We start from the raw sequence: 13,225 nt of genomic DNA on the forward strand, positions 1-13,225 counted from the left end.
GACTTAACGGGTACTTCAGGCAATAAAAGTTCGTCAGCTATTGCTGGTCAGATTCTGATAAATCGTCTTGTGTCTGGCCGAGTTGCGCCAGTTCCAACAATGCGTATCGGTGTTCAACAAAGTTATTGACGTTGTTGGCCACCGCCAGTTTGAACAGCGCTTTCGCGTTGTCCTTCTCCCCCAGACTTAGGTAGTGCTTACCTAAATAGAAGTTGGTTTCACTGAGATGTTCAGCGAGCGAGGTGTTATCCGTTGCGTCTGCCTTGAGACGTTCCATCAGCGTGCTTTCACTGATGTCGCCAAGGTAGAATTCGACAATGTTCCATCCCCATTGATCACGGGCCGCTTTGTCGTAACGCTGCTGCAGCGCAACTTTCGCCTTATCAGCGTCCATCTCGCGTTCATCGAGATAGAGCCACAGGCTGCGGAAAGGATCGTTGGGATCGTCTTGATAAAACGCCAGCAGATCATCTTGCGCTAACTTGTATCGACCGCCGTAATAGAGGGCGATACCACGGTTTAAATGCGCATAATTGTAAGTTGGATCAAGCTCAAGTACAGAATCAAACGCTTCATAGGCAGCATCAAAGTTGCCTGCCTGCGTTAAATATATGCCGAGATAGTTAAACACTTCCGGCATATCTGGTCTTATAGACAGCGCTTGCGAGAAATCGTTCCGCGCCAGTGCTCTCAGACCGAGACTATCATACAACACTCCGCGCTCATATAACAGCTGTGCGCGTTCATCATCGGTAAGGGCGCGACTGGCAAGAATTTGTTCCATGCGCGCCAGAATCACTTCCTGCTGCAGTGTGGGCTGTAGAGGTACTGCAAGAACTTCGTTCTTACGCCAATTGGAGTTGCTGCATCCTGCCAGCGTGATAGCTGTCGCAACAAAACACCAGCGCAAAAAAGGCTTCATTTCCCACTCCCGAATACAAACATTAGGACAACGCTCCTGTTATCCGCCTGCTGTGCACAAGGATTCCCGCCCTCGCGATGACACAAACGCCTCTCCCATCCGCGATGGGATAAGGAGAGGCAAACAGGGAATTACTCTGCGTCTGGTGCGCTGGTCACGGCAGCTTCTTCGCCCTGCGGCTTAGACTCTGTCGCTTCTTTGATGCTCAGACGGACGCGGCCCTGACGATCCACTTCCAGCACCTTAACCGGCACTTCCTGACCCATCTGCAGGTAGTCGGTCACTTTCTCTACGCGCTTGTCGGCGATCTGAGAAATGTGTACCAGACCTTCCTTGCCGCCGCCAATGGCGACGAAGGCGCCGAAGTCGACGATACGGGTCACTTTACCGCTGTAGATACGGCCCACTTCGATCTCGGCAGTAATCTCTTCGATGCGACGAATCGCCTCTTTCGCCTTCAGACCGTCGGTCGCCGCGATTTTCACGGTGCCGTCGTCTTCGATCTCGATGGTGGTGCCGGTCTCTTCGGTCAGCGCGCGGATCACGGAACCGCCTTTACCGATCACATCTTTGATCTTGTCTGAATTGATCTTGATGGTGTAAATGCGCGGCGCGAACTCAGAGATTTCTTTACGCGGCGTGCTGATTGCCTGCTCCATCACGCCCAGGATGTGCAGACGCGCACCTTTAGCCTGATTCAGCGCAACCTGCATGATTTCGCGGGTGATGCCTTCGATTTTGATGTCCATCTGCAGCGCGGTGATACCTTCACGGCTACCGGCTACTTTGAAGTCCATGTCGCCGAGGTGATCTTCGTCGCCGAGGATATCGGAGAGCACGACAAACTTCTCATCTTCTTTCACCAGGCCCATCGCGATGCCTGCAACGGCCGCTTTGATCGGCACGCCAGCATCCATCAGCGCCAGTGAAGCACCGCACACGGAAGCCATAGAAGAAGAGCCGTTGGACTCGGTGATTTCAGAGACAACGCGCACGGTGTACGGGAACTCTTCCTGCTTCGGCATCACGGCCAGCACGCCGCGCTTCGCCAGACGGCCGTGACCAATTTCACGACGCTTCGGCGAGCCGACCATACCGGTTTCACCTACCGAGTACGGAGGGAAGTTGTAGTGGAACAGGAAGCTGTCGGTACGTTCGCCCATCAGCTCATCCAGGTTCTGTGCGTCGCGCGCGGTACCCAGCGTCGCGGCGACCAGCGCCTGCGTTTCGCCACGGGTGAACAGCGCCGAGCCGTGCGTGCGCGGCAGTACGCCGGTGCGCACGTCCAGACCACGGATCATATCTTTTTCACGGCCATCGATACGCGGTTCGCCGTTCAGGATACGGGTACGCACCACGTTCTTTTCCAGACTGTGTACGATATCGCCGATTTCAGCGTCGTCCAGCGTCTCGTCTTCAGCCAGCAGCGCAGCGATGGTTTCATCTTTGATGACGCCAACCTGAGTGTAACGCTCCTGCTTGTCGGTGATGCGGTAAGCGTCGCTGATGCGCGCTTCGGCCAGCGCGGCAACGCGTGCGATCAGCGCGTCGTTAGCCGGCTCAGGCTGCCAGTCCCAGCGCGGTTTGCCCGCTTCTGCGACCAGATTATTGATGTTTTCAATCACAACCTGCTGCTGCTCGTGGCCGAACACCACTGCACCCAGCATCTGATCTTCGGTCAGGATGTCCGCTTCGGACTCAACCATCAGTACCGCATTCTGCGTACCGGCAACCACCAGATCCAGACGAGACTGTTTGATTTCGTCAGCGGTCGGGTTCAGCACATACTGGTCGTTGATGTAGCCGACGCGCGCGGCGCCGATTGGACCGTTGAACGGCAGGCCAGACAGCGCCAGCGCGGCGGAGGCGCCAATCATCGCAACGATATCCGGGTTAACCTGCGGGTTAACGGAAACCACGGTGGCGATAACCTGAACTTCGTTCACGAAGCCTTCCGGGAACAGCGGGCGAATCGGGCGGTCAATCAGACGCGCAATCAGGGTTTCGCCTTCGCTTGGACGGCCTTCGCGACGGAAGAAGCTGCCCGGGATACGGCCAGCAGCGTAGGTACGCTCCTGGTAGTTCACGGTCAGCGGGAAGAAGTCCTGACCTGGTTTAGCTTTTTTCTGGCCGACAACGGTAACGAATACCGCGGTGTCGTCCATGCTGGCCATAACGGCTGCGGTGGCCTGGCGCGCCATCATGCCGGTTTCCAGCGTGACGGTATGCTGACCATATTGGAATTGACGTACGATCGGGTTCAGCAAAATGAATTCCTTAACTTCGGGGCTACGCCTCACTGGCGTGCCATGGATTACCGATCCTCAGTTGCATCCTCGCGACTAATGACAACCCTTAACCGAATCTGCGGTAAAGCCTCTCATTAGCCGCGCGAACCTCTGCAAACGAAGATCACTCACTGCAACAATACATGAGTTTGGTCCGGATTGCTGCGCATTGCTCGAAAAAAGGGGCCGTAAAGGCCCCCTTTTCGTGAAACTCGCACGAATCTGATCGCAAGACGCGTTTTTTCGCAAACTCTCTGCGTTACATCCTTGATCAGATTCTTCAGACTTAGCGACGCAGGCCCAGGCTTTCGATCAGGCTGGTGTAGCGTGCAACGTCTTTACGCTTCAGGTAGTCCAGCAGCTTACGACGCTGAGATACCATGCGCAGCAGACCGCGACGGCTGTGGTGGTCTTTCTTGTGCTCAGAGAAGTGACCCTGCAGGTGGCTAATCTGGGCAGTCAGCAGTGCAACCTGAACTTCAGTTGAGCCGCTGTCGTTAGCGCCACGACCGTATTTAGCAACGATCTCTGCTTTAGCTTCTACGCTTAGAGACATAATAAACTCCAGTAATAAATGAATGTATGGGCGCCGATCTCTAATTCAGCTACCCGCTTTAAAGCCGCGCTATTCTACTCTTCGACCGATAGCAACGCAAATAGGACGTTGCGTAACGTTACGCGGGATACTCGACCACCAGACGACGCGGCGCCACGCGCCCGTCATCGGCGATTTCCGCCATGCCGATAAATTTATGCGCATCGCCTTCCGTAACGCGTACCAGTCCCTGCTGCGGCGCATTCGCCGCCTCAACCGGCATGCCCTGCTTAAAAAAGGCAGCGACGGCAGAGGGCAGATTGACGATGGGGAACGCGTCCGCCGGGCTATCCATCGGCAGCAAAAGCGCGTCGAGCGGCGCGTAATCGGGCGTTTCCGCCGCGTTTACCGTCGCCGCCACGGCCTGCAGCTGCTCCAGCGTCATCATCTTTTCAATCGGATAGCGCGCTACCTGCAGGCGACGCAGCATAATCACATGCGCGCCGCAGCCGAGCGCCTCACCCAGGTCGTCGATAATGGTGCGGATATAGGTGCCTTTGGATACGTGGATTTCCAGCTCCAGCTCACTGCCTTCCCAGCGAATAAACTGCAGCTCGAAAACGGTAATCGGACGCGCGTCGCGCGGCACGGTAATGCCTTCGCGCGCGTATTCATACAGCTTCCGCCCCTGATACTTGAGCGCCGAAAACATGGTCGGCACCTGCATGGTGTCGCCGCGAAAGCTCTCCAGCGCGGCGTCGAGCTCAGCCTGGCTAAACGAGACCGGGCGAGTTTCGACGATATTGCCGTCGGCGTCGGAGGTATCGGTACGCTCGCCGAGGCGCGCGATAACGCGATAGCGCTTATCCGAGTCGAGCAGATACTGGGAGAACTTGGTGGCTTCACCGAGGCAGATCGGCAGCATGCCGGTCGCCAGCGGATCGAGCGCGCCGGTATGGCCCGCTTTATTGGCGTTAAACAGACGCTTAACTTTTTGCAGCACATCGTTAGACGACGCGCCCTGCTGTTTATCGAGCAGGAACACGCCGTGGACGTCGCGACCGCGACGACGAGGACGACTCATCAGTCCTCCTTGTCATCTTCCGCCGGGTTCTCACCGCGGCGCTCAACGTCGTTTCTGATAACGTTCGTCACCAGGTTCGACATGCGCATACCTTCAATCAGCGAGTTGTCGTAGAAGAAGGTCAGCTCCGGCACAATGCGCAGGCGCATCGCTTTGCCGAGCAGAATACGGATATAGCCGGAGGCCTCTTTCAGCGCCTTCAGACCATTTTTCACCGCATCCTCATCTTTGTCGTTGAGGAAGGTGACAAACACTTTGGCATAAGCGAGATCGCGCGACACTTCCACGCCGGATACCGTCACCATCATGCCAAGACGCGGATCTTTAATCTCGCGCTGCAGAATGATGGCGATCTCTTTTTGCAGCTCCTGCGACACGCGCTGTGGACGGCCAAATTCTTTTGCCATAATCAACTCTCCAAAATAATTCGGGAGGCCAGCGGCCTCCCAAATTGCAACACATCGCGTAATGCTTATTCGATGGTGCGCTTAACTTCAATCACTTCGAACACTTCGATCATATCGCCAACGCGAACGTCGTTGTAGTTCTTCACGCCGATACCACACTCCATGCCGTTACGCACTTCGTTAACGTCATCTTTGAAGCGGCGCAGAGATTCCAGCTCGCCTTCGTAGATAACCACGTTGTCGCGCAGTACGCGGATCGGGTTGTGACGTTTGATATTGCCTTCGGTGACCATACAGCCCGCGATCGCGCCAAATTTCGGTGACTTGAACACGTCACGAACTTCAGCCAGACCGATAATCTGCTGTTTGAACTCCGGTGCCAGCATACCGCTCATCGCTGCTTTCACTTCGTCGATCAGATTATAGATGACGGAGTAGTAACGCAGGTCGACGTTTTCAGCATCGATGACGCGACGCGCAGAGGCATCGGCACGCACGTTGAAGCCGAGGATGATGGCGTTAGAAGCCGCAGCCAGCGTGGCGTCGGTTTCGGTGATACCACCCACGCCCGAACCGATAATCTTCACCTTCACTTCGTCGGTGGAGAGTTTCAGCAGCGAGTCGGAGATCGCTTCCACAGAACCCTGGACGTCGGACTTCAGTACGATGTTCAGCTCGGAGACTTCGCCTTCGGTCATGTTGGCGAACATGTTCTCCAGCTTGGCCTTCTGCTGACGCGCCAGTTTGACTTCGCGGAACTTGCCCTGACGATAGAGCGCAACTTCACGCGCTTTCTTCTCGTCACGCACCACGGTCGCTTCGTCACCCGCTGCCGGCACGCCGGACAGACCGAGGATCTCTACCGGAATGGACGGACCCGCTTCCAGCACTTCGCGACCCAGCTCATCACGCATCGCACGCACACGGCCATATTCGAAGCCGCACAGCACGATGTCGCCTTTGTTCAGGGTACCTTCACGCACCAGTACGGTCGCAACCGGACCACGACCTTTATCCAGGAAGGATTCGATTACCACGCCGCTCGCCATACCTTCACGGATAGCGGTCAGCTCCAGCACTTCCGCCTGCAGCAGAATGGCGTTCAGCAGGTCGTCGATGCCGGTACCGGCTTTCGCAGAGACGTTGACGAACATGTTTTCGCCGCCCCACTCTTCCGGGATGATGCCGTACTGAGTCAGTTCGTTCTTCACGCGATCCGGATCGGCTTCCGGCTTATCGATTTTGTTAACGGCAACCACTACCGGCACGCCCGCCGCTTTCGCGTGCTGGATTGCTTCGATGGTCTGCGGCATCACGCCGTCGTCAGCCGCCACAACGAGGATAACGATATCCGTCGCCTGCGCACCACGCGCACGCATCGCGGTAAACGCGGCGTGGCCCGGGGTGTCCAGGAAGGTGATCATGCCGTTGTCGGTTTCGACATGGTAAGCACCGATGTGCTGGGTAATGCCGCCCGCTTCGCCCGAGGCGACTTTGGTCGAACGGATGTAGTCCAGCAGCGAGGTTTTACCGTGGTCAACGTGACCCATGATGGTCACGACCGGCGCACGGGATTCCTGCGCGGCATCGGTATCGCGATCGCTCATTACCGCTTCTTCCAGCTCGTTCTCGCGGCGCAGGATCACTTTGTGACCCATCTCTTCCGCAACCAGCTGAGCGGTTTCCTGGTCGATAACCTGGTTGATGGTCGCCATCGCGCCCATCTTCATCATCGCTTTGATGACCTGCGAACCTTTTACCGCCATTTTGTTAGCCAGTTCGGCTACGGTGATGGTTTCGCCGATGATGACGTCGCGGTTAACAACCTGAGCAGGTTTATTGAAGCCTTGCTGCAGTGCGCTTGGCTTGCGGTGTTTGCCGCCTTTGCCGCCACGGAACTGCGCGCGCGCTTCTTCGCGATCGGTTTTAGCTTCAGAATGCTTGTTGCCTTTCTTCGCCGGACGCGCGGCTTTAGCGGTGGTACGCGCACGCGCGCGGCCCGCTTCTACCTGACGGTCGTTTTCGTCTTCTGCCTGACGGGCATGAGTAGAGGTAGTGACGTGATAGTCGCCTTTATCCTCTTCTTCAGGTTTCTCCCATTCAGCCGATTTTTCTTCGGCCAGGCGGCGCGCTTCTTCAGCGACGCGGCGTGCGTCTTCTTCAAGCTTACGGCGCGCTTCTTCTTCCGCTTTACGCTTCAGTTCAGCCGCTTCGGCTTCGCGACGGGCTTTATCGGACTGCGCAGCCTTGGTCATATCGTCGGTTTGATGATTCGTCACTTTTTCTTTTTCCGCTGCTTCACGCTTCGCCTTTTCAGCGGCTTCGCGCTTGGCTTTCTCTTCGGCTTCACGTTGCGCTTTTTCTTCAGCTTCGCGACGGGCTTGTTCTTCTGCCTCGCGTTGCGCCTGTTCTTCCGCTTCACGCTGAGCCTGGGCTTCTGCTTCAGCCTGTTCAGCTTCCGCATCACCTTTTACGTAGGTGCGCTTTTTGCGGACTTCGATTTGCACCGATTTACTTTTACCCCCGGTGCCTGGGATATTCAAGGTACTGCGCGTCTTACGCTGCAATGTTAACTTGCCTGAGCCGGTCTGACCATGCTCGCGATTGAGGTGAGACAATAAAGTTTCTTTCTCTTGCTGCGTGACCGCGTCGTTCTCCGACTTGCGGATCCCCGCGTCAGCAAATTGCTGAACCAGGCGATCGACCGGGGTCTGAATCTCTGCGGCCAGCGATTTTACGGTTACATCTGTCATGCTGTTCCTTCCTGTTATTACGCGTCATCGCCGAACCAGCAGATATTTCGCGCGGCCATAATCAGCGCGCCGGCTTGCTCATCATTCAGCCCTTCAATATCCGTCAGATCGTCGACACCTTGCTCGGCGAGATCTTCCAGCGTGCAAACGCCTTTCGCCGCCAGGCGGTACGCCAGCGTACGATCCAGGCCGTCGAGATTCAGAAGATCCTCAGCGGGCTCCTGATTACCACGGCTCTCTTCTTTCGCCAGCGCCAGGGTGGTTAACGCATTTTTGGCTCGTTCACGCAGGGCTTCTACGGTCTCTTCGTCCAGACCATCAACGTCCAGCAGCTCGTTGATCGGCACGTATGCCAGCTCTTCCAGCGAAGAGAAGCCCTCTTCCACCAGTACGGTGGCGAACTCTTCGTCGATGTCGAGATGTTTAGTAAACATATCAATAGCAGCATGCGCTTCGGCCTGGTGTTTCGCCTGCAGATCATCGACGGTCATCACGTTCAGCTCCCAGCCGCTCAGCTGGGAAGCCAGACGCACGTTTTGGCCGTTACGGCCGATCGCCTGAGCCAGATTGCCGGCTTCAACAGCGATATCCATGGTGTGGTTATCTTCATCAACCACGATTGACGCCACGTCGGCCGGGGCCATGGCGTTAATAACAAACTGCGCCGGGTTATCGTCCCACAGCACGATATCGATGCGCTCGCCGCCCAGCTCGCTGGAAACAGCCTGAACGCGCGCGCCGCGCATACCGACGCAGGCGCCGACCGGATCGATGCGTTTGTCGTTGGTTTTCACCGCGATTTTAGCGCGTGAACCCGGATCGCGAGCCGCCGCTTTAATTTCGATGACTTCTTCGCCAATTTCCGGCACTTCGATGCGGAACAGTTCGATCAGCATTTCCGGTTTGGAACGGGTCACGAACAGCTGCGCGCCACGCGCTTCCGGACGTACGGCGTAGAGCACGCCGCGAATACGGTCGCCCGGACGGAAGTTCTCACGCGGCAGCATATCTTCACGCAAAATCACCGCTTCGGCGTTGCTGCCGAGATCCAGGGTGATATTGTCGCGATTCACTTTCTTCACCACGCCGGTGATGATTTCGCCTTCGTGCTGGCGGAACTGATCGACCACCATTGCGCGCTCGGCTTCGCGCACTTTCTGCACGATAACCTGCTTCGCGGTCTGGGTCGTAATACGGTCGAAAGTGACCGATTCGATCTGATCTTCAACGTAGTCGCCCAGATTGAACGCTTCATCCTCGAAGCGGGCTGCCTCCAGCGTGATCTCGCGCGTCGGCTGCGTCACCTCTTCTACCACTTCCCAACGGCGGAAGGTGTCGAAGTCGCCGCTTTTGCGATCGATGCTGACGCGAACGTCAATCTCTTGCTCATACTTCTTCTTGGTTGCAGTTGCCAGCGCGCTCTCCAGCGCTTCGAAGATTTTCTCACGCGGCAGGGCTTTTTCGTTAGAAACGGCTTCTACAACAGCTAAGATCTCTTTGTTCATCCTGGTTAGCCTCAATCCGGACTTTTAAAAGTGGGGGACCAGGTTCGCTTTCTGAATATTGCTCAGCGCGAACACCTCGTCTTTACCCTCAACGGTCACCGTCACCATCTCGCCGTCGACCGACTTGATGATGCCCTGCCATTTACGACGGTTCTGTACCGCCATACGCAGGACCAGACTGACTTCTTCGCCCGTATACCGCACGTAGTGTTCTGCGGTAAACATCGGGCGATCCAGTCCCGGTGAGGAGACTTCAAGGTTGTAAGCCACGGTGATGGGATCTTCCACATCCAGCACCGCGCTTACCTGGTGGCTGACATCCGCGCAATCATCGACATTGATGCCATCTTCACTATCAATATAGATGCGCAGGGTTGATGTGCGACCACGAACGAATTCAATACCGACCAGTTCATAGCCGAGCGCTTCTACCGGAGCCGATACCAACTCTGTCAATTTTTGCTCTAATGTGGACAAGCCCACCCCCAAGACATAAAAAAAGGGCTTAATAGCCCAGTGTTGCGATTTCCTGATAACAAAAAACCCCGAAAAATCGGGGCTTTTTGTGACTGGACCCTGTACGCCGCTAAGCGGCTCGGCACCGTCCAGAAGAATTTTTTTCAAAACTCGCTGCGATGCGCCCGTCGATGCATACAGTATATTTGAAAAAGAACTCTAAGGGAAAGTGGTTGCGGGGGCCGGATTTGAACCGACGACCTTCGGGTTATGAGCCCGACGAGCTACCAGGCTGCTCCACCCCGCGTCCGAAAACGTGACGAATGTTACGCCGATCTTGCGATATTTGCAAGTAAAACTCAGATTTGGTACCGAGGACGGGACTTGAACCCGTAAGCCCAATCGGGCACTACCACCTCAAGGTAGCGTGTCTACCAATTCCACCACCTCGGCACTGTTCAGACCGCGACTTGAATCTGTCGCGTCGCAAGCATGACGATCTTATTTCGGGATATCGTTACCCGGCGTTGCCGGTTGTGCAGGCTGAGTCGATTGCGTTGACTGCGCCGGCGCTGACAGATTTTCCCACTCGCTTCCTTTTGAAGTCTTATTGGTGTTCAGGTTGCCCAGAACAAGGCTGATGATGAAGAACAGTGCCGCGAGAATGCCGGTGGTGCGAGTCATGAAGTTACCTGAACCCGTAGAACCGAACAGCGTTGCGGATGCGCCTGCACCGAATGAGGCTCCCATATCAGCGCCTTTACCTTGCTGCAGCATAATCAGACCCACAAGGGCGATGGCTACAATAAGGAAGATAACTAAAAGAGCTTCGTACATAATCAACCTGTTTCCTTGCGCGATAACCGCACAGTTAAGCTTCAGCCAGTATAGATGGGCCGTGTCGTCATCACCCATCAGAAGCGGGTGTGAATACTAACCAAAGGCGCCCCCCTCTGCAAGGGTAATTTTCACCGCCGCGATCGACTGCGGAAAAAAGCGCCATCCTGATGATTTTAACGGCGGATCGGCGTAAAACCGACCGCCGTTTGCGCCTTAAACGGCTTTGACCTGCTCGGCGATGCGATGCGCCAGTTCGGTTACCTGCGCTTCGTTTTCCCCTTCGACCATTACGCGAATCAGTGGCTCGGTGCCCGATTTACGCAGCAGCACGCGTCCGCGTCCAGCCAGGGTCTTTTCCACCTCCGCCGTCACGCTTTTTACCGTCTCGTCTTCCAGCGGGTCGCCGGATCCGCTGAAGCGCACGTTGACCAGCACCTGCGGCAGCATCTTCATGCCGCTGCAGAGATCGTGCAGGCTCATATGGTTGCGCACCATTGCAGTGAGTACTTGCAAACTTGCCACAATGCCGTCGCCGGTGGTGGTTTTGTCCAGCAGAATAACGTGGCCGGAGTTTTCCGCGCCGAGACGCCAGTGCTTCTCCTGCATCTTTTCCAGCACGTAGCGGTCGCCTACTTTGGCCCGGGCGAAAGGAATCCCGAGCTGCTTCAGCGCCAGCTCGAGGCCCATATTGCTCATCAGCGTGCCGACCACGCCGCCGCGCAGCTGGCCCTGGCGCAGACCCTCGCGCGCAATGATATAGAGGATCTGGTCGCCGTCGACCCTCGCACCCAGGTGGTCAACCATCATGATGCGGTCGCCGTCGCCGTCGTAAGCCAGGCCGATATCCGCCTTCTCCGCCAGCACGCGCTGCTGCAGCATACGCAGATCGGTCGCGCCGCACTCTTTATTGATATTCATGCCGTCGGGCTGAGTGGCGATAGCGATAACGGTGGCGCCCAGCTCGCGCAGCACGTTCGGCGCGATGTGGTAGGTGGCGCCGTTTGCGCAGTCGACCACGATTTTCAGGCCGTTAAGGCTCAGCTCGCTCGGGAAGGTTCCCTTACAGAACTCAATATAGCGGCCGGCGGCATCCACGATACGGCTGGCGCGCCCCAGCTCGGCGGACTCAACGCAGGTCAGCGGCTTCTCCATTTCCAGCTCAATCGCCTCCTCTACCTCGTCCGGCAGCTTGGTGCCTTCGGCGGAGAAGAACTTGATGCCGTTGTCGTCAAACGGGTTGTGCGACGCGGAGATAACGATGCCCGCTTCGGCGCGGAAGGTGCGCGTCAGGTAAGCGATAGCGGGCGTCGGCATCGGGCCGGTAAAAGCAGCGGATAAGCCCGCCGCCGCCAGGCCCGCTTCCAGCGCCGACTCCAGCATATAGCCAGAGATACGCGTATCTTTGCCGATCAGCACCTTTCTTGAGCCGTGGCGCGCCAGCACTTTACCCGCCGCCCAGCCCAGCTTCAGTACAAAGTCAGGGGTGATTGGCGCTTCGCCGACCTTGCCGCGAATGCCGTCCGTACCGAAATATTTACGATTACTCATGCCTTAATTATCCTTTTGCTCTCCGTGTCGCTTCGACAACGCGCATCGCCTCGACCGTCTCTTTAACGTCATGTACGCGAACGATCTGCGCGCCCTGCATCGCGGCGATCACTGCGCAGGTCAGACTGCCCGTCAGACGCTGCGAAGGCCCGACGTTAAGCAGCTGCCCAATCATAGATTTACGCGACATGCCCACCAGCAGCGGCAGTTCAAAATGGTGAAAATGGCTCAGGTGGGCCAGCAGCTCATAGTTGTGGTTGAGATTCTTACCGAAACCGAAGCCAGGGTCGAGCAGCAGATGCTCTTTTTTGATGCCCGCGGCCTCGCAGCGCGCAATCTGATTCACGAAGTAAGCATCCACTTCACTTACAACATCACGATATTCCGGCGCCTGCTGCATAGTGCGCGGCTCGCCCTGCATATGCATCAGGCAGACCGGCAAATTAGCCGCCGCCGCCGCCTCCAGCGCGCCAGGCTCGGAGAGCGAGCGAATATCGTTAATGATGTGAGCGCCCGCTCGCGCCGCTTCGCGGATAACCTCAGCTTTCGAGGTATCTACCGAAATCCACACCTCGAAACGCTGCGCTATCGCCTCTACCACCGGAATGACGCGCGCCAGCTCCTCATCCACGCTTACCTCGTCCGCGCCCGGACGAGTCGACTCGCCGCCGACGTCGATGATGGTGGCACCCGCGTTAACCATTTCGTTGGTATGCGTCAGCGCCTCGACCAGCGAATTATGTTTTCCACCATCGGAGAAGGAGTCCGGCGTGACATTCAAAATACCCATCACATGGGGAAACGACAGATCGAGATGGGCATCACGGGCGTACAACTTCATGGGGAAACTCTCCTCTGATTACCTGATTACGGATGTAAAAAACCCC

The 13,225-nt window shown here is 56.6% G+C and carries 11 protein-coding genes and 2 tRNA genes; all 13 read right to left on the bottom strand.

The genetic code is table 11. The features are described from left to right. Window positions 1-37: 37 nt before the first annotated feature. Complete coding sequence (nlpI, locus tag LB453_RS19670; RefSeq protein WP_033749316.1) at window positions 38-922, bottom strand: lipoprotein NlpI; 885 nt, start codon at window positions 920-922, stop codon at window positions 38-40. A gap of 131 nt (window positions 923-1,053) precedes the next feature. Next, complete coding sequence (gene pnp, locus LB453_RS19675) at window positions 1,054-3,189, bottom strand: polyribonucleotide nucleotidyltransferase (RefSeq protein WP_103793792.1); 2,136 nt, start codon at window positions 3,187-3,189, stop codon at window positions 1,054-1,056. A 307-nt stretch (window positions 3,190-3,496) separates the two neighbouring features. Further along, window positions 3,497-3,766: a 30S ribosomal protein S15 gene (gene rpsO, locus LB453_RS19680; RefSeq protein ID WP_033749314.1), complete on the bottom strand. Its 270-nt coding sequence runs from the start codon at window positions 3,764-3,766 to the stop codon at window positions 3,497-3,499. Between the two features lie 118 nt (window positions 3,767-3,884). After that, on the bottom strand, window positions 3,885-4,829 hold the full coding sequence (truB, locus tag LB453_RS19685) for a tRNA pseudouridine(55) synthase TruB (RefSeq protein ID WP_103793791.1): 945 nt from the start codon (window positions 4,827-4,829) through the stop codon (window positions 3,885-3,887). Continuing rightward, entirely contained in the window at window positions 4,829-5,236 is a 408-nt protein-coding gene (gene rbfA / locus LB453_RS19690) for a 30S ribosome-binding factor RbfA (protein WP_103793790.1), read from the bottom strand. The genes truB and rbfA overlap by 1 nt, the downstream gene beginning before the upstream one ends. A gap of 65 nt (window positions 5,237-5,301) precedes the next feature. Next, a complete protein-coding gene (gene infB / locus LB453_RS19695; protein WP_103793789.1) occupies window positions 5,302-7,989 on the bottom strand; it encodes a translation initiation factor IF-2 in 2,688 nt (895 codons plus the stop codon). 17 nt (window positions 7,990-8,006) lie between these two features. Then, a complete protein-coding gene (gene nusA, locus LB453_RS19700; protein ID WP_033749311.1) occupies window positions 8,007-9,494 on the bottom strand; it encodes a transcription termination factor NusA in 1,488 nt (495 codons plus the stop codon). Window positions 9,495-9,518: 24 nt separating this feature from the next. Further along, window positions 9,519-9,971, bottom strand: coding sequence for a ribosome maturation factor RimP (gene rimP, locus LB453_RS19705; protein WP_033749310.1), 453 nt, complete (start codon window positions 9,969-9,971; stop codon window positions 9,519-9,521). Between the two features lie 209 nt (window positions 9,972-10,180). Further along, a tRNA-Met gene (locus LB453_RS19710) sits at window positions 10,181-10,257 on the bottom strand. Window positions 10,258-10,316: 59 nt separating this feature from the next. Further along, window positions 10,317-10,403 (bottom strand) — tRNA-Leu (locus tag LB453_RS19715). A 48-nt stretch (window positions 10,404-10,451) separates the two neighbouring features. Continuing rightward, window positions 10,452-10,787: a preprotein translocase subunit SecG gene (gene secG, locus LB453_RS19720; protein ID WP_103794032.1), complete on the bottom strand. Its 336-nt coding sequence runs from the start codon at window positions 10,785-10,787 to the stop codon at window positions 10,452-10,454. 216 nt (window positions 10,788-11,003) lie between these two features. Then, a complete protein-coding gene (gene glmM, locus LB453_RS19725; RefSeq protein ID WP_103793788.1) occupies window positions 11,004-12,338 on the bottom strand; it encodes a phosphoglucosamine mutase in 1,335 nt (444 codons plus the stop codon). A gap of 7 nt (window positions 12,339-12,345) precedes the next feature. After that, on the bottom strand, window positions 12,346-13,179 hold the full coding sequence (gene folP, locus LB453_RS19730; protein ID WP_103793787.1) for a dihydropteroate synthase: 834 nt from the start codon (window positions 13,177-13,179) through the stop codon (window positions 12,346-12,348). Between the last annotated feature and the right edge of the window lie 46 nt (window positions 13,180-13,225).

It is taken from the genome of Pantoea agglomerans (assembly GCF_020149765.1).
GTDB lineage: Bacteria > Pseudomonadota > Gammaproteobacteria > Enterobacterales > Enterobacteriaceae > Pantoea > Pantoea alvi.

Coding starts and splice junctions, on each gene's coding strand:
- nlpI (WP_033749316.1), bottom strand. CDS start 922: ATGAAGCCTTTTTTGCGCTGGTGTTTTGTTGCGACAGCTATCACGCTG.
- rpsO (WP_033749314.1), bottom strand. CDS start 3,766: ATGTCTCTAAGCGTAGAAGCTAAAGCAGAGATCGTTGCTAAATACGGT.
- truB (WP_103793791.1), bottom strand. CDS start 4,829: ATGAGTCGTCCTCGTCGTCGCGGTCGCGACGTCCACGGCGTGTTCCTG.
- rbfA (WP_103793790.1), bottom strand. CDS start 5,236: ATGGCAAAAGAATTTGGCCGTCCACAGCGCGTGTCGCAGGAGCTGCAA.
- infB (WP_103793789.1), bottom strand. CDS start 7,989: ATGACAGATGTAACCGTAAAATCGCTGGCCGCAGAGATTCAGACCCCG.
- nusA (WP_033749311.1), bottom strand. CDS start 9,494: ATGAACAAAGAGATCTTAGCTGTTGTAGAAGCCGTTTCTAACGAAAAA.
- secG (WP_103794032.1), bottom strand. CDS start 10,787: ATGTACGAAGCTCTTTTAGTTATCTTCCTTATTGTAGCCATCGCCCTT.
- glmM (WP_103793788.1), bottom strand. CDS start 12,338: ATGAGTAATCGTAAATATTTCGGTACGGACGGCATTCGCGGCAAGGTC.
- folP (WP_103793787.1), bottom strand. CDS start 13,179: ATGAAGTTGTACGCCCGTGATGCCCATCTCGATCTGTCGTTTCCCCAT.